Here is a 22,036-nt window from a genome sequence, read left to right as displayed (position 1 = left end):
ATTAATCCTGATCTTTTAAGCTGGAACGGCGGCGGCTATCACGCTCACGTAACAAGGTGGTTAATTGCTGTTTCACAATGTCGGCAATTTCTTTTTTATTGCTCATATCAACTCCGTAAAAATTCAACTCAAAGGTATTGTATTCCGGCTGCATGATTTGGCGTTCTGGCCGTGTCGGCGATACCGCCACCGGTACTGCATTTAATTTGGGCTGAATAGGGGCTAACGTATTAATGAGTGAATCATTGAACTGGGGAAATAATGAGGTTTTTCTCGCAGCAATGCGGGGCTCTTGATATAACCCATCAACGGCTGTTACGGCTGGAAAGTTTTTAAACACAATATCGCCGAGTTTATTTCTATCGACACTTTCCGCGGCGTCACTTAATGCAGATTTACTGCCTTTGGATTTACTCTTTTTCTCTGCGCCGTCATACACCAAGGTACCGTATTTTTCTGCATTTTCTAGCGGGTTCACGTCATTGGCTTTTTTCTGTAGTTCGCTACTTTTCTCAAGCTGTTTACCTGCAACGGTAACACTACTGGTTATTTTACTGGTTGCCTCGGCTTGCTGTTTTTGTGCCTGTTCATTGGCCTTAGCGGTTTTCCCTGCATAAGCAGAAACGGAGTTCAGAACTTTGAACGGGTCTTTTTCGTTCGGGTCAACCCCCATGGCACGAGCCGCATCGGCGGCAGCTTCGGCAGCGGAGGGAATAACGCCAAGTTTTTCTAATATCCAGCCAAGTCCTTTAGCGACTTGCTGAATGGGAAAGAATAGGGCGCTGATGGCTTTACCGACCACCTCACCAAAAACTTGGCCAGCTTCGGTGCAAGATTTCAATTCTTCGGTAGATAATTGAACCGGTGACAGTAATTCCTTAAACCAATTCCATACTTTACTAACAGCATTTGAAATGCCGTCAAATATCGGGGCAAACGGGGCAAAGGTAGCACTGAAAGCCACGCCAATTGGCGCAAGGGCTGATGTGAACCCCTCCCAAAATCCACCGAAAAAAGCTTTAATCGGCTCCCAGTATTTATAAATTAATACCCCAGCTGCTACGATGGCGGCAACAAATAAACCTACAGGGCTCAATAACAACGAAAACCCGCCGCCAATAAGGTTAATGGCATTACTGCCCGCGACCATTAAGCCACCAAATCCTTGGCTGCCAGTAAGCATAAATAGGCTGAGCCGCATAGCTGCAAATGGCACAATCACCGCAGCAGCGGCAAGAGCTAATGCGCCAAGCGCAGTGACTAAGGTGGCAATAGCTATTCCACCGACGGCAAGGGCTTGCGTCATTTTGGGGTGTTCTTTCATCCACTGACCAACTTTACCTATAAAGTCAGTCAATGCTTGGGTGACACGGCGTAGAGGGGAATCGACATTTTCTTGAATTTCAATGCCGAGATCTTCCCATGCAGACTCTAACTGTTTTAGGTCGCCTTTTAAGTTATCAATTTTAACTTTGGCGTTTTTATCCGCTTCCCCCTCGGCGCCCATGTTCGCGGTTTTCAGTGCGTCATAGCGACCATTCATTACAGCATCAATGACAGCACCCATACCGACCATGGCTTCTTCGTCGAAAATATCTTTTTTCATGCGAATCTGGCTGGCTTGGTCAAACTTACGCATACTCTTGCCAACGTCTTTTAATATTTCGTCAGCATCACGGAGTTTGCCGCTGGCGTCTTTGACACTGACGCCTAGCTTATCAAGAGCGGCTTGGCCTTTGCCGACAGGGGCAACCATGCGCGATAAGCCGGCGCGGAGTGACGTACCCGCCATACTGCCACGAATACCGTTATCTGCCATGGTTCCCGCCATTGCCGCCATACTTTCAAGGCTTACGCCAAGTTGTGCAGCAATCGGGCCTGCATACGTCATGGTTTCACCGAGTTGGCGTAAATCGGTATTACTGCGGGTAAAGGTGGCCGTGAGCACGTCAGAAACGCGGTTCATGTCTTCCGCTTTTAATTGAAATTGCGTCAGAACGTTTGAACCAATATCGGAAGCCTCACCGAGATCCATGTCACCAGCTAACCCCATGTTTAATACGCCACCCAATGCGGCCTTAATGGCATCCGGTGTAAAACCGGCCATCGCCAAAAACTTTTGGCCGGCCGCAACGTCAGTGGAGGTATAAGCGGTACTGGCGCCCAGCTCTCGCGCTTGCTGACGTAGCATGGCCAATTGTGGCGAGTTTTTATCTAATCGGGTGAGGGCTTGAACCGTTGACATACCCTCATCAAAGTCTCGACCCGGAGCAGTAATTCGCGCACCGGCATACAGCGCACCCGCGCCGCTTGCGGTGGCAATCGCACCGCCAGTGGCTAATTTATTGCGTAGCTCTTTTGATTTGGCATACTGGCCTTGTGCCCGTGTGACCGCGCTAAGCCGGCGGCGTTGTTCATCCAGTTGTCGGTTATAGATTTCAGTGCGTCGTGTCACTTGTGCCGTCGCATCGCCGCTTTGTCGTGCGGATATGCCGTGGCGGTATAATGTGGCCGTTACGGTGTTGAGTTTTTGTTTTTCTTTGTCAAGTGTGCGGCCGTAACGGTCACGCTCTAGCCGTGCAGCGGCCAAAGCTTTCTTTTGCTCTTCGGTTTGCTGGGTCAGCGGGGGGTATTGGTCACGTAACGCCTTAACCTTGTTTTTGGCCGTTTCGTAGGCTTGTGAGTTTTTATTGACGGAATTAGAAAGCCGTTCGAACGTTTTCGACTGGCTTTGTAAATTACGGATTGAAGCGTGTGTGGCTTTGATTTGAGTTGCTAATCCTGCGGCGCTGCGCTGCGCAGCACTGACAGGGGATGACAACTTATTCGCAGCACTTAACGACACTTTGATATTTAAATTGCGGTCACTCATGATTCATTTCCTGTTCTGGCGGCTGCGCGTTTATGCCATAACAGGATTTCGCCAACCGTCATGGCGTCATATTCAGACGGCGCCCAGTGGAAAACGGTGGCGATATCAGCGATTAACTCGTCCGTTTCAATATTCGGGCACTCAATTACTCGTCCGCGCTGTCTGTCGTCTCTTGCGGGGAGTTCGGTACTAAAAAATTGGCAATACCGGTGGCGAGTGCATTAAATGCAGGAATAGGGAGTAGTGAAACGTCGCGCTCAGTCATGCGGGGTGAGGTCACACGCGGCAGTAACTTAATCAGTGAATCCACATCAGAGGTCATCACGTCATACAGTTTTAAGCCACGTAATGCGCCGACTTGCTTCATGGTGTCGGTGATGGTGATTTCAGTGACTTCTTGCCCTGACTCTAATTTAATGGGTGCGTCGAATTGAATAACTTCAGCCATGGTTACTATTCCTATTAAAATAAACGTGAAATGGGTGGGTGATGAAACCCACCGTATTAATTAGTGGCCAATGTTGGCGCGGTGTTTTTCCAGCATGTCTTTACCGTTGACTTTCCACACCATGTTGAGCAAATCCACTTCAAATGATTCTTTGTTATTGATGGTAATTTTGCAGTACGTATTTTTGATGGTGTATTTGTGTTGCGTGTTATCACCGGCTTTCGCACTGCCGAAATCCAATTCAGTGAAACGTCCGCGAGTTTGAATTTCACACGGAACGGATTCACCGGTTGAATCATTGTAGTAAGAGCCCGCAAAGCGGAATTGCTTACCGTCAATCGTAGCGCCCCAGCTTTCCAGCAATTCAGACATTAAGCCCCCCATAGAGGCCTCCATATCTAATGCACCAGAATCAAAGCCCATCATGACAGCCACAGAGCCCACCATACCGGCACCTTGATAATCCTCTGTTTTTAATGACAGCTTTGGCGGGGTGACTTCTTCTACTTGTCCAAGGTAGGTTTGGCCATCAATAAACAGGTCAAACATAAAAAGTTTTTTAGGCATACCCATAATTCAATTTCCTTAGCCCAGTTGGTCAAAAACAGCGAAATACTCGTCAGTGAATTCCTGCGTTAAAGACAGGTTTTCCAGTGGCGGTACGGGGGTGTACTTGTAGCGAATGTGCGCCTTACCATCGCGTAAATTTTCTTTCGGGTTATCCGATGGGTCATACCAACACTGGAACCCTAATAAACGGCCTTGCGTGACGAGTTGTGCGCCTTTGCGGTTGATCCCATCAACAATATCTTTCACCAATGAGGGCGTGAGTGTTTTGTCGATATAACTAAAATGCGCCTCGGCGATCATTTCAGCCAAGATTTGCGCGGTGCGGGTATACACTTCAAAGGTATAAATTTCTTTATCACCGGTGCGATTACCCCAAATACGGTACCCATCGCGCTTAATCAGCGTGGTGATTTGGTGGCTGTTTAAATCGTTGGCGTCGGTGTCTTTACCTTGTAACGTCCAGTAAATATCCGCGCTAATACCCAAAACGCCATTAACCGGCACGTTAGAAATCGACTTATGCCAGCCTTGTTCCGCATCAATTTTGGCACGTAAGCCAATGGCGTAAGCGGTGGCGGGGATAACTTCGTTTTGGCCACTTTCTTTGTTGTACGCGATAAATTCAGGATAGATGATCATCACTTCGCGCTGATTGAAATCCTCGCGGTATTTCTTGGCTTCGGCGATAGTTTTACAGCCGTTGGCACTGATATAGGCAAAGGCTTTTATTTGCTCGGCAAAAATTGCAAGCTGCATGGCAACAGGTTTGGTGTCCAGTTTGGGAACTGCCAAAATGCGCGGACGTTCCCCGATATTCGCTTCAGCGGTTAGCAGGGCATAAAGGCCAGTGTAGCGACCATCGTCACTGGTACCTCCAATCACTAATTGGTCTTGTGTCTTATCACCGCTTTTCGCTTCGGCAACGCGCACAATGACGACTTTCGGGCTGCATTGGTCATCAATGGCTTTAAGTGTGGTGTAAAGCGTACCTGTTTTACCCGCTTTGCTGAGTACCGTTTTAATGCGTGTGACTAATACGGGGGTGTCGAGTGGGAACGCCTCGGGGTCGGCATCTTCTGCGGTGCAGACGATACCAATCACGGAAGTGTCGATATCTCGAATAAGGGTGCTGAGGTCGGTGGTTTCATGGACTTCAACACCGTGATGATATACGGCCATCGTTATTATCTCCTGATGTCTATTTATCTTTATTCTCAGGGATGTTTGATAACAAATCATGTACTTAGGGTTCTCACAGACATAAGAGAACCATTGATGATTGCTCACTTACGCGCGCGACGACAATCTAGGCATATTGAATTGGTTAGGTGGTGAATATGTCTTTTACGGATTGGACAGAGGGGAATTTAGTCAAAGTTCCTGCATTTGATTTAACTGTCGGTGGCGTGCAGCTCTTGAGCGTCAATGACCGGCTTATGTCATTAACATTAACGGATAATCGCGGTTTTGAAGCCGATACTTTAGAGCTCACTATCGATGATACCGACGGTAAAATTGCATTACCGGCGCGTGGGGCTGAGATTTCCGTTTCCCTTGGTTGGCAGGGGGAAGCCTTGGTACACAAAGGGATGTATACCGTTGATGAAATTAGCCATTCAGGCCCTCCCGACCAAATCACGGTAACCGCACGTAGCGCGGACTTTCGGCAAGATTTTAACGTCAAACGAGAATATAGCTGGCACGATATCAAAGTGCCCGATGTCGTGAGCGCGATAGCGGGGCGTTATAACCTAAAACCCGCAGTGAGCAAACAATTGATGCACATTGAAATTGACCATGCTGACCAGACCAATGAGAGCGATATCAGCTTTTTAACGCGCATGGCTGAAATGCTCGGTGCGATAGCCACCATTAAAAATGGCAGCCTGTTATTTATCGTGCCTAATCAAGGCGTCACGCAAAGCGGCAAGCCTTTACCTGTCATTACCATCATGCGGGAAAGTGGGGATAGGCATTATTTCCGATTGGCTGACCGGCAAGCGTACACTGGCGTACAAGCTTACTGGCTAGATTTGAACTACGGTAAACAAAAGAAAACCAATCTCAAACGCAAGCAAAAACCCAAAAAAGAGAAGTCGAGCAAAAAAGAGGGTGATTATATTGAGGGCGCCGAGGGTAATGTTTTTGTGATGCGGCAAACCTTTAAAAACGAGCAATCCGCTAAACGCGCCGCCGCAGCTAAGTGGTTAAAATTACAAAGGGGTGTGGCAGAATTTAATATTACGTTGGCCGAGGGGCGAGCCGATTTATACCCTGAAATGCCTGTCACGGTATCTGGCTTTAAACCGACCATTGATAGTCACCAGTGGGTGATTAGCCGAGTGACACACACCATTGATGGGAACGGGTTTATCACCCATTTGGAACTGGAAATAAAAATCAAAGATATTGATATGACGGATGACGAGCAAAACGAAACATAATTGATTATAATAACGTCAGGCATACCCATAACCCAAGGTTATAAAATGGCGTTCAATTGTCCAAAGTGTGGCGCTGTGACTTATACCAAAACCAGTAAATCCATGAGTAGTGAAACCCGTAGAAGTTATCACCAATGCCAGAATATTTTGTGTGGTTGCTCTTTTACAACAATAACCTCAGTGGAAATATTTTTAACTATACCAACCCCGCAAGAATTACCGATAGGTTTTGAGATCCCAATGGAGGGATTACCAAAATCACATCGAGGTGAAACGCAATTAGATATGTTTTGAAATAGCCCGCCATTTTGGCGGGTTTACTTTTTGTGATAGGGTCGGTTGAGCAATAATAAAATTTACGTATAACGTACTATTTGAATTAGATTAATAGGGGTATTTATGAAAAAGGGGTTTTTGATAACGGCGTTAAGTTTGGGAATTGTTGCTACTGCAAACGCTGCATATATTAGTGGTGATTATCCGGTTTGCATTTCTGAGAATGCATTTGATAGGCTTCATACGGCAGCGAGCCATGATGATAAAAAGGCGGTTGCAAAACTAATGCAGACAGAGTGCCTTTTTCTCAAAGAGGGTTTCCCCATTGAAAAAGTAGTTTCTCAAGGTTGGACTAGCGGAGTTGCACACGTAAAAGTTTACGTGAAAGGGTCGGGAGAAATTATTGATGTTTGGACTAACTCAGAGAACTTAAAATCTGGTAAGAAATAATAAAATATTAAATCCCCTCTCTCGAGCCAACAAAAGAGGGGATAGTGGTCAATAATGGTCGATGTGGACGGAACGTGGACGACATGAATTATAAATCATTTAATAACAAATGCTTACGGTTCAATAACGAACACCATCCCTGTCTTTTATAGCCCCTTTTAGGGGCTTTTTTTTGTTTAAATAGGCTGAGTGTTAACTGTAGTTGACAATTTGTAGAGGGTGATTAAGATACAAGTATCAAGACAAGGAGACGTCTTATGATAACAGTATTAACAACAGATCTATTCGACAACTGGATACGGGATCTCAAGGATTTAAGGGCGAAAACCAAGATTCAAGTGAGAATTCGGCGCCTAAAAAATGGAAATTTTGGCGATATTGAGCCGATTGGTGATGGTTTTTCAGAGCTGAGGATACATGAGGGGCAAGGGTATCGCGTTTATTTAAAACAGAAAAATAACGTTATGGTCATTTTGCTCTTCGGTGGGAGTAAAGGAACCCAGCAAAAAGATATCATCAAAGCCAAACAGGTCTTTAGTCAAATTGAAGGTGAATTATGACCATTAAATTAAAAGAATATGATATTGCTGAGCATTTAAATAGCGAAGAAGAAATCCAATTGTATCTTAATGAGATCTTGGAGGAAGGTGATCCTGCTTTATTATTATCAGCCCTCGGGGATATCGCAAAAGCTCGCAATATGAGTCAATTAGCTAAAGAGGTAGGGATGAGCCGTGAAGGTTTATATAAAGCATTGTCAGGTCAAGGTAATCCTACATTCAATACAATAATAAAAATAGTTAACTCTCTTGGTTTGAAGCTACAATTTAAAAGTATTTAATACTCTATTTTTATTGAAATAAATGTTTATTATTTCAATGCCTTGCTATTACCTCTCTACTAAAAAATAGGATAACGTTATGGTTCACGTGTTAACCGCTCAGGATTATCGCAGTATGCCTTGGAAAAATGGGCAAGGCGTCACGTTAGAAGTAGCGAGAAGCCATGGCGAAGGGCTTGATGATTTTGACTGGCGGGTTTCAATTGCGGATGTGAAAGCCGCGGGGCCTTTTTCTCATTTTTTAAATCGCCAACGTATTATTGGTGTGTTGGAAGGCGAAGGGATGACTTTGCATGTGGATGACCAGAACCCAGTGACGTTACGGCAAAAAGCGTTTTTTGCCTTTAAGGGTGAAAGTCATGTGCATGCAGAACTGGTCAAAGACGCTATTCGTGATTTCAATTTGATTTATAACCCTGAAAAATATTCAGCACGCTTGCAGTGGATTCGTTCATCGTCAGGCACTTCATGGATTAGCGATGCAGCCCAGATTCTCGTTTTCAATACTGCGCCAAGTCTGAGTATGAAAGTGAACTCGCAACCATTTGTTTTAAATCATTTTGAAACGTTGTTAGTGAGGGATAATCTCCAGCCGCTGCAATTTTCAACCAAGCAATCTGCAGAGCAGGATTTCTGTATAATAGAGCTGTTTATTAAATAGTTAGGGATTTAATGCTATTTATTTGGATGTTTCCCCAATATTTTTAGCGGTAATTATTTTTTAGGATGAGATATTACTCCGCCGATTAAATTATTTTAGTAAAAATGTTATCAAATTCATAGAACCTGTAATTATGGCTTTATTCCTATTGTTATTTTTCGCAAAATTTATAGTCTTTAGCGTCACTAAAAAAATAAGAATGGTATTTTTAAAGGAAAAAATGATCTATGAAAATGAAAGCGCTTGTAGCAGTTGCTGTTTCTGCTGTGATTCTGACAGGTTGTAAAAATATTGACCAAGGGATGTTGACTAACTCTGGGATGCAATTATTCCAAGCAGCAACACTGAGTGATTCAGATGTTAAGCAATTAAGCGACCAATCTTGTAAAGAGATGGATGCACAGAACAAAATTGCACCTGCATCGAGCAAATATTCCAAACGTTTAGACAAAATCGCTAAAGCTCTGGGTAACGAAGTTGATGGTACCCCAGTTAACTATAAAGTTTACATGACTAACGATGTGAACGCATGGGCGATGGCTAACGGTTGTGTGCGTGTATACAGCGGTCTGATGGATGTTATGAACGACAACGAAGTTGAAGGCGTTCTAGGCCATGAAATGGGTCACGTCGCATTAGGCCATACTCGTAAAGCAATGCAAGTTGCTTATGCAGCCGTTGCAGCGCGTACAGCGGCAGCATCAGCGGGTGGCGTGGTTGAACAACTGAGCGCATCACAAGTTGCTGCACTGGGTGAAAAACTGGTCAACTCCCAGTTCTCTCAACACCAAGAAAGCGAAGCGGATAACTTCTCTTACGACTTACTGAAAAAACGCGGTGTGAAAACTGACGGTTTAGTCACTGGTTTTGAGAAATTAGCAAAAATGGGTAGCCAAGAGACCAGTATGTTTGACTCTCACCCACCTTCAAGCGAACGTGCACAAAACATCCGTGACCGTATTGCCGCTGACAAAAAATAATTTTTAATTATTTTTGATAATAAGGTGTAACAGTGTAAATAAGCATTGTTGCACCTATTATTTATGTCTTGCAGAAGTTCTTATTTCAGCGTTAGAAATCAGAACTTCCCCCGTTGTACTTCCTCAAATCACTCACTATCTTATTCATATAAATAATATTCAGGTTTTTTCATAGTGTTGCAGTTTTACGTTTGCTAAAACGCTAACAAGGAAAAAAGATGGAAAAAGTGCAGAGAATTTCCCTTCTTGCAAAGGGAATGGGAATGCTGTTATCGGGAACTTGCCGCTTATTAACTGGGGTGCGTACTCGTTGGGTGGGTTGTCAACCTGCCATAACTCCACGTATCTATTATGCAAACCATTCAAGCCATTTGGATGGATTAGTGATTTGGTCTGGCTTGCCTCCCCTTATGCGCCATTTTGTTCACCCTGTTGCGGCGAAAGATTATTGGGATAAAACACCATTTCGTCGTTATTTGGTGAATAATGTTTTTCGCGCCGTTCTTGTGGATAGAAAAGGGGACAAACCTACACAAGGTAATATTTTGGAGCCTCTCGAATCCGTTTTAGCCGCTAAACATTCATTGATATTTTTCCCTGAGGGAACTCGCGGTAATGGTGAAGAGCTAGGCCAATTTAAGAGTGGCCTTTACCACTTAGCGAAGAAATACCCCGATGTTGAAGTCGTTCCTATCTACCTCGAAAACCTTAACCGTGTATTGCCGAAAGGGTCTAAATTAGTTGTGCCGGTTATTTGCTCTGCGGTGGTCGGTGAGCCTATTTCTCCTTTAACCGAAACTGAAAATAAAACTGAATTTTTGCAACGTGCCAAAGAAGCGTTAGAGGAGTTGATGCCATGAACTTGTGGGACAGCGAATTAGCCTTATTATTATCGGGCGTGTTTGGGATCTTGGTTTTTGCGAGCGTGATTGGTGGAATTTTGGCCTACCGTTATTCTGGTGATAAAAGCAACCCAACCATTGATAACTTAAATGCTCGAATTCGGGCATGGTGGGTGATGTGCATTATCTGCGTATTGGCGGTAGTACTGGGTAATATCGCCGTGGTTATCTTATTTGCGTTGATATCCTTCTTTGCACTGCGCGAGTTTATTACTTTAACGCCAACGCGGCGAAGTGATCATGAAGCCCTGTTTTGGTGTTTCTTTATTTTCATTCCGCTGCAATACCTGTTGGTTGGTGTTGAGTGGTACGGAATGTTTTCAATTTTTGTGCCTGTGTTTGTTTTCCTCTTTTTACCAACACGCATTGCATTGGCAGGGGATACCTTTCATTTTCTTGAGCGTACAGCAAAAATTCAATGGGGAATGTTGGTAACAGTTTTCTGTTTAAGCCATGTTCCAGCACTGTTGATGCTGAATATTGAGGGCTATGAAGGGGAGGGGGTAAAATTATTGCTCTTCTTAATTATTGTGACGCAGATTTCCGATGTGTTGCAGTATGTATTCGGTAAACTGATGGGTAAACGCCCTATTGTGCCTAAATTGAGCCCAAATAAGACGATAGAAGGTTTTATTGGGGGGATTTTATCCTCTGTACTGATCGGGATTTGCTTATATTGGGTGACACCATTTAGTTGGTGGGTCGCGGGTTTAATGTCATTAGCGATCACCATTATGGGGTTTGTAGGTGGATTATGCATGTCAGCCATCAAGCGTGATAGTGGAATTAAAGACTTCGGGGCTATTATTGAAGGCCATGGTGGCATGCTAGACCGAATAGATTCACTGTGTTTTGCTGCACCCATTTTTTTCCATTTAACGCGTTATTATTACACTTAACGGTGTTTAATTTTCGTTTTTGTTCGTTCACTAAGATAAGGCACCAAATGGTGCTTTTCTTTTGCTTTGAGGCTACAGCGCCTGATGAATTAAAGTGGTATTATCCTTACTTAATTTGTGTTTCAAACTAAGGCGACCAGAGTGCACTGTAGTTAAATTTGTTTAGGCTCTCTTTTTTAGAGGGAACAAGTTTACCTATTGAGGTCATCGACTAGAATTATGTAAACTGGATCACAATAAAACACAAAAGCTTGATGGAAAGCAGATGCATAATGCCTACTTTACCGTATTATGCCAGTTGTTGAATCAATTCAGCTTTGATTCTAAGTAGGTTGGTAGCGGTTCAACGGTTTTTCATAGATTTGCAATTTTATATTCATTAATCAGAGGTCATCATGGTCAAGCAGATTAAAAGAATTGGGGTTTTAACGAGTGGTGGCGACGCACCTGGTATGAATGCTGCGATCCGTGGCGTGGTACGTGCTGCTTTAGGTGAAGGCTTAGAAGTGATGGGTATTTTTGACGGATACCTTGGCCTATATGAAAACCGCATGAAACAATTAGACCGATACAGTGTGTCGGACATGATTAACCGTGGCGGCACCTTTTTAGGCTCAGCTCGTTTTCCACAATTCCGTGATGAAAAAGTACGTGCTATCGCCTTTGAAAATCTGAAGAAAAACCATATTGATGCGCTGGTTGTTATTGGTGGTGATGGTTCCTATTTGGGGGCTAAAGCACTGACAGAAGCAGGTTTCCCATGTATTGGTTTACCAGGCACAATCGATAATGACGTGGCTGGGACTGACTACACCATTGGTTATTTCACTGCACTTGAAACTGTTGTGGAAGCCATTGACCGCTTGCGTGATACCTCAACATCCCATAAACGTATCTCCATTGTTGAAGTAATGGGGCGTTACTGTGGTGATTTAACCCTATCTGCGGCGATCGCGGGGGGGTGCGAATTCCTTGTATTACCTGAGCAAGAAATGTGTTTTGACCGTGAAGAGCTATTATCTGAAATCAAACGTGGTATTGAAAAAGGCAAGCGCCATGCGATTGTGGCTATCACAGAACACGTTTGTGACGTAGGTGAGCTAGCCAGATATATTGAGCAAGAAACACACCATGAAACCCGCGCAACAGTACTCGGACACATTCAGCGTGGTGGTTCGCCAGTGGCATATGACCGTATTTTAGCCTCGCGTATGGGGGCATACTCCATCCAATTACTGCTTGAAGGTTACGGTGGGCGCTGCGTGGGGATCCAAAATGAGAAACTGGTTCACCATGATATTATTGATGCGGTAATGAATATGAAGCGCGTATTTAAGAAGGATTGGTTTGATACGGCTAAGAAGCTTTACTAACATCTTCGTCATACTTTGAGCTGTGACGTTGTTGGCTGCTCTCGGCTACTCGGGTCACATACTTATGTATGTTCCCCGAGCTATCCTCGTTTGCCGCCTAGTCACAACTCACATTATTTAGAAGATGGATATCTGTCATGTTAAAAATGGATATTCGCCATATTTCAGCGGTAGGAGTGTTGGTTACGCTCACTAACCCTAGTCACAACTTAAATCTCCCCTTACCTGTTCATATATTCCCCATAAGCATAAGTTTTTCTTTTTAATTATTTCCAGTTATTGATGCTATCTGTCAGCCTCGTCCTATCGACAATTTGGTGAGGAATCAAAAATGGCACTTTCATGGCAGGTAACAAAATCACAATTAACGACCGCATTGTTATTGGTGTTGACGACAGGAGCTTGGGCGAAAAACATTCAACTGTTGAATGTGTCTTATGATCCTACGCGTGAGTTCTATCAGCAATATAATCAGGAGTTCAGTGATTATTGGCAAAAGAAAACGGGTGATACTGTTACTGTGCGTCAATCCCACGGTGGATCAGGTAAGCAAGCTATTTCAGTCATCAATGGGTTAGAGGCAGATGTTGTTACATTAGCCTTAGCATATGACGTAGATGCCATTGCGCAAAGCGGTCGTATAGATAAAAACTGGATAGAAAAATTGCCTGATAATTCTGCACCTTATACGTCCACCATTGTTTTTTTAGTGCGTAAAGATAATCCGAAGAATATTCGAGACTGGGATGATTTAATTCGTAAAGACGTCTCAGTGGTGACACCTAATCCGAAAACATCAGGTGGAGCACGTTGGAATTATTTAGCTGCGTGGGGTTATGCATTAAATAAAAATCAGCAAGACCCTGAAAAAGCGAAGCAATTTGTGAAGCAACTTTATCAAAATGTGGAAGTATTAGACTCGGGCGCGCGGGGAGCAACAAATAGCTTTGTTGAACGCGGCATTGGTGACGTATTGATTGCGTGGGAAAATGAAGCGCTACTTGCTATCAATGAGCTAGGGGGAAATGGCCAATTTGAAGTGGTGACGCCCAGTATTTCCATATTAGCGGAACCTACAGTGGCAGTCGTCGACAAAACGGTTGATAAACGTGACCGCAGAGAAGTTGCAGAAGCTTATCTAACACATCTTTATTCGCCAGAAGGGCAAGAAATTGCTGCTAAAAATTATTATCGGCCACGAGACAGTAAAGTCGCAAAAAAATATCAGCAACAATTCCCTGAGTTGAAGTTGCTAACAGTTGATAAAGATTTTGGGGGCTGGCAAGCCGCGCAAGCAACGCATTTTGCAAACGGGGGGGTGTTTGACGAGATAATTCAACGCTGATACTCGTCATATTTCAATTTGTAGGGGTGTTGGCTTCACTCACTCACCCTAGTCACATACTGGTGTATGCTTCTAGGGATTCGCTTAGCTCGCCGCCTACCTACAATTTGAACTATTTAGAGTATTAATATTCGCCATATTTCGCGCCGTGGCGTTGTTGCTTGCGCTCAGCTACTCAGGTCACATACTGATGCATGCTCCTAGGGATCCTCTTAACTTGAGCAAGCAAACAAACTTCCCTAACCTGTTAGAGGTAGGCTAGGGGAGTGATTTATCAGTTTACTGCCATTGGTATTTAACACCTAATTGGCCCAGGTAGAAGGTTTGACGGTTATTGCTACCGGAAGTAATACCTGCATTTTTTTCATTTTCCCATGTACTTGGTTCAACGGCAAAGCCTCCCCATAAGGTCAGTTTCGGTGTTAAGTTATAGAAAACTTGAGTTCCAACTCGATAACCCTCTTTCACTTTTTGAGTCGTACGTTTGTTGCTGTCATAGTTATGTTCGTTTAAATAGTAACGAAAATAAGGCATGACACTCCAATCTTGATTAAGCGTAATTGGGAAATAGCCACGAATTTGGTTTTGTTCCCATGTTTTGTTGAAATCTTTATCCCATGTCCAGTCGGTATACATATAAACTTTTGCTGTCGCTGAATCATTGATTTTATAAACTAAACCGTGCTCAGATTCCCACTCGTAGCTATTTGGTGCGTGAAAATTATCATAGTGATACACCGCATCCCAGAAGTTAAAGGCCCATTTATCTGTAATATTGTAAGTACCACTCGGCATCAACCAGAACATGGTATTGGATGGTCGGGCTTGGGTTCCTGGGGCTGAGTCATTAGATTCTTTTCGATAAGTGACATTCAGATTGAATTGGCCAATATCACTGGCATACATTTTTCGAGTAGCACCAATTTGTGTACGGTTACGAATAAATGAGTCTTTAGACGTCGAAAAGTCGTGGTTATAGCTTCTTAATGATTCCTTGTGCTCAAGGAAGAAGCTCCACTTTGATTCAGGATTAACTAAAAAGAGTTGCCCCACCATGGTTGTTTTGTCATAAACTTTGCGACCACTGGTGTTATGGTGCCCTTCAAATTTCTCTAATTCCATATAAACGTTAGATGATATGCGCCAGTAATCATTTGTGGCGGGTTCTGCGGCGAAAACGGTGACACTTAGTCCAGATAGCGTAACAAGAAGTAAACCATTCAGTGAAGTTTTCATTTTAACCCTTTAATTTTTATCTATTTTTGTTTTTTTAATGCCTTTATTAAGGCGTAAGTATCTCGCCTTTATTCCGTGGTGACATAAAGGCTAATTAATTGATTATTAAAGTCATTAATGTGCAGTGTGGTAAGTTTCACCGTAGCCATAAGGGAAGAGAATTTTGTTCCCTTGTGGATTTTTGATATTGACGGGTAACAAACCTTTAGGTGGATTTAGTGGCTGAGCGTGGCTATCGGCAAACAAGGTACGCAGTCCACTACGAATGTTGGTTTCCAATGAGTTACGGTTATTATTGGTAATATCAAACCCAGTGATCCCGTAAATCGCGATATTTGCTTTGACGCCGTTTAAATACGCGATGTCGTAAGGGTTACGAGAGGAAATCACGACCAACGGTGTCTTGGTTTTATTTGCAGCGTCAATGATGAGCTGGGCGTTTGTGGGGGTATCTTTTAGATTATAGGTTGTGAGTAAAATTAAATCTTGATTGGCAATGAGTTGCTCGGCATCACTTTTTGACAGTGTATTTTCATTCAGCTTCACAACGTGCTCATTACTTTTTATGCTAACGCCAGTTTCAACGGCGATATCATGTAAGTGTTTTTCGATAAGCGTATTACGCGGTTTTTCGTCAGAAATGACTAAAATACGGTTTTGGGGTTTCAATATGTAAGGCAGTACGTTGTCATTTTTGATCAATGTGATAGCTTGCTCTGAAACCATATTTTCAAGGTCTTTATGACTTTTAGACGCAACAATTTGCTCGGCTACACTGATATCAACTGGCTGTGCGGTAATTTGTTGCTGAAGTTTTTTTAAAATAACGCGCCTTGCTGACTCATCAATTCTTTTTTGCAGCTCTGGATTTTTCGCAGCTTGTACCTCTAAATAACGGTACATGTTATCAAGACGTGTGACTGCTTCTGTGTCCCACATTTTGATCGGCATTAGCACAATATCGGAGCCCGCAAGCAGCGAGGTTTCTACTGCCCAATTAATATCGAAATTATCCGCAATGGCACCCATGTCCATCGCATCCGTCACTATCAGCCCCTCAAATTTGAGTTCATCACGTAAGATGCCATGTAAAATGGGTTTTGATAATGTTGCTGGTATTCCGACTTTTTTGCCTGTTAGCGTGGTGATTTTATTATCATCGAGGGCAGGAACAATAATGTGCGCGGTCATCACCGCATCAGAACCATGGGCAAGAGCATATTTAAACGGCGCTAATTCGGTAGAACGCCAAGTTTTGGCATCAGAGTTTACAATAGGTAAATCAACATGAGAATCAGAGGAAACATTACCATGACCGGGGAAATGTTTCAGCGAAGTCAATAGGTTATATTTATGGATCCCTTTGATGTAGTTAGTGGATAAGGTTTCAACTAACTCTTTGTTGTCAGAGTATGAGCGAACACCGATCACTGGATTATTTTGGTTATTATTGACATCGACAACAGGGCCAAAGTTGATATTGAACCCAAGGCTGGCGAGCTCATATCCATGGATCATTCCCGTCAGTTCGGCGAGTGCTGGGTTGCGAGTTGCGCCCAGCGCCATGTTCCCCGGCATCTCAGTACCAACTCGTAGGCGAGTGACATATCCGCCTTCTTGGTCGGTACCGATGAAAAGAGGTAAGTTGCTACGTGATGACTGCAACTGATTGATTAATTTAATGGTTTGTGGTGTATCAATAAGGTTTTCACGAAATAGAATGACAGACCCGAGGTGATATTGGGAAATAACTTTAGCAACTTCATCATTCATGGCAAGAAATGCAGCCGGTTCTCCATTGCTGTCCTTGTTCCAATATCTAAAGTCCAGCATAAATAACTGACCAATTTTTTCTGCTTCTGACATCTTATTAACGATTTCATCAGCAGATTTTTGTTTGTCTTTCCATAGCTCATTGAGCTGAGCTTGAGTTATTGGGTCAGCCACGGATAACGCGCTAAAAAGGCAAGCGGTGAGTAGGGTAAGCTTTTTCATATTATTCTCTCTAAGTTATTTTTCGAGGGATAATAAGTACCCAGATTTATTTATGATGTGAGTAGAATCACAGTTAGTGGTATTCTTGATTTGTGAGTAATAAGAATACAAGATAAATACGGGTTTATAACTACCTGATTTATTTGCATGATATTAAAGGATAATTAAAACGGAATGATTTATTTTGAACTGGAATAATTTCACTTTGTTATTATTTGATTATGTGATCGATTGCTTAAATACAGTTAAACAATATTTTTTCTTAAAATTAATATTTTTTCTTTAATTTAATTTTATTTAATTTCATTATTGTCATATTTGATGTTGCTAAAATATAAAGCGATAGCACAAAACAAAAAAAGCCACACCTTTCTGAGCGTGGCTTATTTTTTTTGGAAAAATAACTAAGGCTAATCAATTAACGTTTACCAAAGATATTTTACACCAATTTTTCCAATATAAAGCGTCTGCTTATTACTATTGCCAGATGTCGCACCGTTCTCTTTTGGGTTTTTCCATGTTGAAGGTTCATAGGCGACACCCCCCCATAGTGTTAATGATGGAGTCGCTTGGTATTCGATATTTGTCCCAAGACGAAAACCGTTATTAATTTTTTGAACAAGATAGAAATGTTTATCATAGGTATCTTCTTGTATCGCGTAGCGAATATAAGGCGTGATATGCCAATTGGACTTTAAGGTAAAAGGTAAATAAGCACGAATTTGTGATTGTAGGAATCGAGTACTGAAATTTCTATCCCATGCTTTGTCGTAATAAAACGTCAGCTTTGCTTTTAAATTATCTGAATGTTGATAGGTGGCGCCAAATTCTGTTTCTGCTTCATGGCTATTATTATTAAAATAATTGCTGTAATAATAATAAGAAAGCCAAAAATTAAAGGACCATTGATCATTAAAATGATAGTTACCCGCTGGTGTTAGCGCATATAAGCTACTGGAAGAGCGAACTTTTGTTTCCGGTGGAGAGTCATTGGATTCTTTTCGATACCGCGCACCAATTTCGAGGTCAGTTTTCGGCGTTTTAATAAATTGTTTTGTGATATCCAGTTGGGTACGGCTACGAAGGTAAGAATCTCGGGAGGTACCGAAGTTACGCCCATGGTTTCTCAGTGATTCGCGGTGTTCTAAATTAAATCGCCATAGAGACTCTGGATTTGTTAGGGCTAATTTGCCCACGGTACTTAGCTTATCATAGACTTTATTTTTATATGCATCTCGCTGCCCTTGGTATTCTTCTATTTCCATATAGACATTGGTTGTAATACGCCAAAAATCATTATTTTTTTCAGAAAAGCAAATGGCCGGAAATATAATTATAATACTATATATTAAATTAATTATATATTTCATCTTCATCCTTTAGAGTGAGCTTTATTAATTTTTACTGATTTGTTAAGTAGGATGAATCTGTATTAAACCTTCCGCAGTGTCTATTGTTATTATTTGATAGGGATGCGCTAAAGATATAGAATTTGTTCGTATCTAGTTGAATTTAAATGTTTTTATTTCGCTTGGTTTTTTGTTCGGTTATAAGGTCTGTCAATCGTTTGATTTTATATTTAATATTAATTTTAATTACTTTAAATTCTAATTATAAAATTATCTCGCTAGGCGAAATAAAAAACCGCCAATAATTGGCGGCTAATCATTGAATGGCAAAATAAATTATTTTGCTTTTTTCGCTTCAGCTGCGGCTTTTACAATCACAGCAAATGCATCAGCTTTCAAAGATGCACCACCAACTAACGCGCCGTCGATGTCCGGCTGAGTAAACAGTTCAGCAGCATTGCTTGCATTCACTGAACCGCCGTATTGAATGATCACTTGTTCAGCAATCGCTGCATCTTTCTTCGCAATATGGGTACGAATGAATTTATGGATAGCTTGTGCTTGTGCTGGTGTTGCAGATTTACCTGTACCGATAGCCCAAATTGGTTCGTATGCGATGACTGCACCTTGGAATGCTTGCGCACCTTGGGAATTTAACACAGCATCAATTTGACGAGCACAAACTTCTTCGGTTTTACCCGCTTCGTTTTCAGCTTCAGTTTCACCAATACACAGAACTGGGATTAAACCTTGTTCTTTAAGTACAGCAAATTTTTGAGCAACAAATTCATCACTTTCTTTGTGATAAGTACGGCGCTCAGAGTGGCCAATAATGATGTATTTTGCGCCAACATCTTTCAGCATTTCAGCTGAGGTTTCGCCGGTGAATGCGCCAGACAGATTGACGTCAACGTTTTGTGCACCTAATGCAATACGGCTGCCCGCGAGAGCATGTTTTGCTTGAGTCAGATAGATTGCTGGTGGCGCGATAGCTACATCACAGCCATCAACGCTGCTCAGTTCGTTACGCAGACCAGCGATCAGGTCATTGACCATATGGGTGCTGCCGTTTAATTTCCAGTTACCCATTACCAATGGATGTCGCATGTTATTTCCTCCAACCAGAGAGTTTGAATGATTAATCAATAAGTTATTCATTGCGCATTAATGTTGCAGGCGCAACGTGACAGTTTTGTCGCCATTCACCTTAAGTATTATAAGAACATTAGGGCATAATAGCTTTGCTTTTCATCATGCTTGTTCTTAGAGCGTGATCACAGTCTGTTTAGGGTGTTTGTTGCTCTAGCTTAATCGGTTCAACAGCAAAAGTAAGCACATTATTGTCACTTTTTACTAAAATATATCGCAGGCCGCCTAATCGAGCTTCTTCCGCATGAGTTGGGTTTTGATCCGCCATAAATTTATTTAAGCCAGTGGTCAGCTCAGGGGCTTTATCTAAAGAAACATCTGGAGCGAATTGATGGATAATCGCAAGGGTATAGCGCTCCATTAATTGACGATTTTCTTGGGCTTCTTGTGCGTTATCTGTTGGGAGCAAGGTGATTTGTAAGCTTTTTATTTTTTCGCTACCGCGCTCAAGCACCGCAGAAGAATAGATTTGTTGGTTGATACGTGATGCCGCACGAATATAAGGTGCGGCAATATCTTGGCTCGCAATCACTTTATACTCATGAAGATATAAATCTTTATAGGCTTGGTTAAACTGATTGCGTAATTCAGGGATGGTGAGATCAAAAGATGCCGCGTCAGGGGCTAAGTAAGCCACTTCAAAGTCAGTATCAGGCAAGGTCGGCACTTTTTGCGCGATTGCCAAAGGTGGCGCACTGAGTACAAAAATGGTTATGATGGCGGATATCGAACGAATTAAGGTTTGAGTCATTTTTTTGCCACTCATTCTTTGGGTTTTCACATTGTATCAGGATTATAGGTAATGACATTACAACAATGGGCTTTTTCCTTCAAAGGTCGCATAGGTCGTCGGCCATTTTGGGCGGGTATTGCCGCCAGCTTTATTTTAGTGACCGTGATTGTCTTGCTACAGAATACATTTCTATTACCTGAAATGGTTACCCTCTTTCTTTTTATCCTCCTGCTTTATCCTTTAGCGGCTATCTTTTCAAAGCGCTTACACGATAGGGGGAAATCAGGCGGGTGGTTCGCATTAATTGTTTTGGCTTTTGCACTGTATTCTATGGATGTCAGTCAGTTTGATCCGGTTTGGCAGTGGGGGATTGGGCGGTTTTTACCCTTATTTATTTCGATGATTATGCTTCTGGATTGTGGCGTTTTTGTCGGAATGGATAGCGCAAATAAATACGGTGAAAAAACAGAGCCGGTGAATTATTTATAAGAGAGCAAACTACCCTGAAATAACTCAGGGTAGTTTTTATCACTATTACCAGTATTGTTCGCTGGAAATATGACCCGGTTTGCGGCGTAAATGCTTAATCATACCATGGCTATTTTTGAGCATATCCCGTGTGTCACGCACCATTTCAGGGTTACCACACAGCATCACATGGCAAGTTTCAGGTGAAAGGGATAAGCCAACGGCATTTTCGAGTGCATGGCTTTCGATGAGGGCGGGAACTCGGCCATGCAAAGATGTTTGCGTGTGTTCTCGGCTGACTACCGTGACTATTTTTACTTTCCCTTGGTATTGTTGCTCAAGTTTTTGCATTAATGGCAGGTAGCTCAAGTCTTTTTCATATCGAACAGCATGTAATAAAACGATTTTTTCAAAGCGTTCAAGGTCTTTGCCTTCTTGTAGGATAGATAAGAACGGGCCAATGGCGGTTCCTGTCGAAAGCATCCATAAATTTTTGCACTCTGGAATTTCATCTAAGACAAAGAATCCAGCGGCTTCATCGGTTATTTGCAATGTATCGTTAGGTTTCAGTTGTGCTAATTTAGGGCTAAGCTTGCCCTCTGGAACAATGACAAAATAAAACTCAAGTCGGTTATCGCTGGGGGCATTCACATAAGAATAGGCGCGTTGAACTCGTTCTCCCTCGATTTCAAGGCCAAGTTTTGCGTACTGTCCTGCGGTAAAAGGCTTAATGGGGGCGTCGATGACAAGGCTAAACAATGTATCCGTCCAAAACTTGGCTTCAATCACTTTCCCAGTTACCCAATTTGCCATAAATCCACCTCTTATTATTTCAAAATCAATCCTACTAAGTGGGTGATGTTTCACCTTAATTAGTTAGGGCATCGCTCATTAGGATTTAATACTAAAGCAGTTCACTATTTATGCTTATCGATAACGTGTTCCAGTGATTTATTCTTAATAATGGTTGTTTCTTAATTTTAATGTACAGTTATGTTGACAGGTGTGGCGAATATGGCTGCCATTGATATATAAACTAAAATGT

Annotated in this window: 23 protein-coding genes; 12 read left to right on the top strand and 11 right to left on the bottom strand. The window is 42.5% G+C overall.

Features of this window, described 5'->3' with window-relative positions; all coding sequences use genetic code 11:
* Position 1: 1 nt before the first annotated feature.
* The 5 genes from J6836_RS16830 to J6836_RS16810 all read right to left on the bottom strand — a co-directional run bounded on the left by J6836_RS16830 (position 2) and on the right by J6836_RS16810 (position 5,069).
* Entirely contained in the window at positions 2-2,872 is a 2,871-nt protein-coding gene (locus tag J6836_RS16830) for a phage tail tape measure protein (protein ID WP_219245061.1), read from the bottom strand.
* Positions 2,869-2,934: a GpE family phage tail protein gene (locus J6836_RS22800; RefSeq protein ID WP_230083332.1), complete on the bottom strand. Its 66-nt coding sequence runs from the start codon at positions 2,932-2,934 to the stop codon at positions 2,869-2,871. The genes J6836_RS16830 and J6836_RS22800 overlap by 4 nt, the downstream gene beginning before the upstream one ends.
* An 83-nt stretch (positions 2,935-3,017) precedes the next feature.
* Entirely contained in the window at positions 3,018-3,320 is a 303-nt protein-coding gene (locus tag J6836_RS16820) for a phage tail assembly protein (protein ID WP_123381962.1), read from the bottom strand.
* Positions 3,321-3,380: 60 nt separating this feature from the next.
* Complete coding sequence (locus J6836_RS16815) at positions 3,381-3,893, bottom strand: phage major tail tube protein (protein ID WP_219245060.1); 513 nt, start codon at positions 3,891-3,893, stop codon at positions 3,381-3,383.
* Between the two features lie 12 nt (positions 3,894-3,905).
* Complete coding sequence (locus tag J6836_RS16810) at positions 3,906-5,069, bottom strand: phage tail sheath subtilisin-like domain-containing protein (RefSeq protein ID WP_219245059.1); 1,164 nt, start codon at positions 5,067-5,069, stop codon at positions 3,906-3,908.
* Between the two features lie 158 nt (positions 5,070-5,227).
* Here J6836_RS16810 and J6836_RS16805 point away from each other — a divergent pair, with 158 nt between their 5' ends.
* The 11 genes from J6836_RS16805 (at position 5,228) to J6836_RS16755 (ending at position 14,061) form a co-directional block, all read left to right on the top strand.
* Complete coding sequence (locus tag J6836_RS16805; protein ID WP_219245058.1) at positions 5,228-6,334, top strand: phage late control D family protein; 1,107 nt, start codon at positions 5,228-5,230, stop codon at positions 6,332-6,334.
* Between the two features lie 45 nt (positions 6,335-6,379).
* Entirely contained in the window at positions 6,380-6,628 is a 249-nt protein-coding gene (locus tag J6836_RS16800; protein ID WP_219245057.1) for an ogr/Delta-like zinc finger family protein, read from the top strand.
* A gap of 105 nt (positions 6,629-6,733) precedes the next feature.
* Positions 6,734-7,060: a hypothetical protein gene (locus J6836_RS16795; RefSeq protein ID WP_255586247.1), complete on the top strand. Its 327-nt coding sequence runs from the start codon at positions 6,734-6,736 to the stop codon at positions 7,058-7,060.
* Positions 7,061-7,317: 257 nt separating this feature from the next.
* Entirely contained in the window at positions 7,318-7,620 is a 303-nt protein-coding gene (locus J6836_RS16790; RefSeq protein WP_219245056.1) for a type II toxin-antitoxin system RelE/ParE family toxin, read from the top strand.
* Positions 7,617-7,901 carry an addiction module antidote protein gene (locus tag J6836_RS16785; RefSeq protein ID WP_219245055.1) on the top strand — a complete coding sequence of 95 codons (285 nt, stop codon included), beginning with the start codon at positions 7,617-7,619 and terminating at the stop codon, positions 7,899-7,901. Before J6836_RS16790 ends, J6836_RS16785 begins: the two co-directional genes overlap by 4 nt.
* Positions 7,902-7,980: 79 nt before the next feature.
* Positions 7,981-8,562, top strand: a complete 582-nt coding sequence (locus tag J6836_RS16780; RefSeq protein WP_219245054.1) for a HutD/Ves family protein — start codon at positions 7,981-7,983, stop codon at positions 8,560-8,562.
* A gap of 227 nt (positions 8,563-8,789) precedes the next feature.
* Positions 8,790-9,542, top strand: coding sequence for a M48 family metalloprotease (locus J6836_RS16775; RefSeq protein WP_219245053.1), 753 nt, complete (start codon positions 8,790-8,792; stop codon positions 9,540-9,542).
* A 218-nt stretch (positions 9,543-9,760) separates the two neighbouring features.
* On the top strand, positions 9,761-10,402 hold the full coding sequence (locus tag J6836_RS16770) for a lysophospholipid acyltransferase family protein (RefSeq protein WP_219245052.1): 642 nt from the start codon (positions 9,761-9,763) through the stop codon (positions 10,400-10,402).
* A complete protein-coding gene (locus J6836_RS16765) occupies positions 10,399-11,343 on the top strand; it encodes a phosphatidate cytidylyltransferase (protein ID WP_219245051.1) in 945 nt (314 codons plus the stop codon). Before J6836_RS16770 ends, J6836_RS16765 begins: the two co-directional genes overlap by 4 nt.
* Positions 11,344-11,738: 395 nt before the next feature.
* Entirely contained in the window at positions 11,739-12,716 is a 978-nt protein-coding gene (gene pfkA, locus J6836_RS16760) for a 6-phosphofructokinase (RefSeq protein ID WP_219245050.1), read from the top strand.
* 331 nt (positions 12,717-13,047) lie between these two features.
* Positions 13,048-14,061, top strand: coding sequence for a sulfate ABC transporter substrate-binding protein (locus J6836_RS16755; RefSeq protein WP_219245049.1), 1,014 nt, complete (start codon positions 13,048-13,050; stop codon positions 14,059-14,061).
* Positions 14,062-14,340: 279 nt separating this feature from the next.
* On the opposite strand, the gene J6836_RS16750 is transcribed toward J6836_RS16755, so the two are convergent.
* The 5 genes from J6836_RS16750 to J6836_RS16730 all read right to left on the bottom strand — a co-directional run bounded on the left by J6836_RS16750 (position 14,341) and on the right by J6836_RS16730 (position 20,541).
* Complete coding sequence (locus J6836_RS16750) at positions 14,341-15,297, bottom strand: OmpG family monomeric porin (RefSeq protein WP_219245048.1); 957 nt, start codon at positions 15,295-15,297, stop codon at positions 14,341-14,343.
* A 114-nt stretch (positions 15,298-15,411) separates the two neighbouring features.
* Entirely contained in the window at positions 15,412-17,292 is a 1,881-nt protein-coding gene (locus J6836_RS16745) for a glycoside hydrolase family 3 protein (protein WP_219245047.1), read from the bottom strand.
* Between the two features lie 425 nt (positions 17,293-17,717).
* Positions 17,718-18,557, bottom strand: coding sequence for an autotransporter outer membrane beta-barrel domain-containing protein (locus J6836_RS16740; RefSeq protein ID WP_255586246.1), 840 nt, complete (start codon positions 18,555-18,557; stop codon positions 17,718-17,720).
* A gap of 420 nt (positions 18,558-18,977) precedes the next feature.
* Positions 18,978-19,748, bottom strand: coding sequence for a triose-phosphate isomerase (gene tpiA / locus J6836_RS16735; protein ID WP_219245045.1), 771 nt, complete (start codon positions 19,746-19,748; stop codon positions 18,978-18,980).
* Positions 19,749-19,926: 178 nt separating this feature from the next.
* Positions 19,927-20,541, bottom strand: coding sequence for a DUF1454 family protein (locus tag J6836_RS16730; RefSeq protein ID WP_219245044.1), 615 nt, complete (start codon positions 20,539-20,541; stop codon positions 19,927-19,929).
* Positions 20,542-20,592: 51 nt separating this feature from the next.
* On the opposite strand from J6836_RS16730, the gene J6836_RS16725 reads away from it, so the two are divergent.
* On the top strand, positions 20,593-21,012 hold the full coding sequence (locus J6836_RS16725) for a DUF805 domain-containing protein (RefSeq protein ID WP_219245043.1): 420 nt from the start codon (positions 20,593-20,595) through the stop codon (positions 21,010-21,012).
* 45 nt (positions 21,013-21,057) lie between these two features.
* Here J6836_RS16725 and fpr read toward each other — a convergent pair whose 3' ends face one another.
* Positions 21,058-21,804 (bottom strand): ferredoxin--NADP(+) reductase, encoded by a 747-nt coding sequence (gene fpr / locus J6836_RS16720; protein ID WP_219245042.1) that lies wholly within the window; start codon positions 21,802-21,804, stop codon positions 21,058-21,060.
* Positions 21,805-22,036 lie beyond the last annotated feature (232 nt).

The sequence above is a fragment of the Providencia sp. R33 genome, assembly GCF_019343475.1.
Classification (GTDB): domain Bacteria; phylum Pseudomonadota; class Gammaproteobacteria; order Enterobacterales; family Enterobacteriaceae; genus Providencia.
Note: the sequence above shows the minus strand (reverse complement) of the source record. Positions and strands in the feature narration are given on the sequence as shown.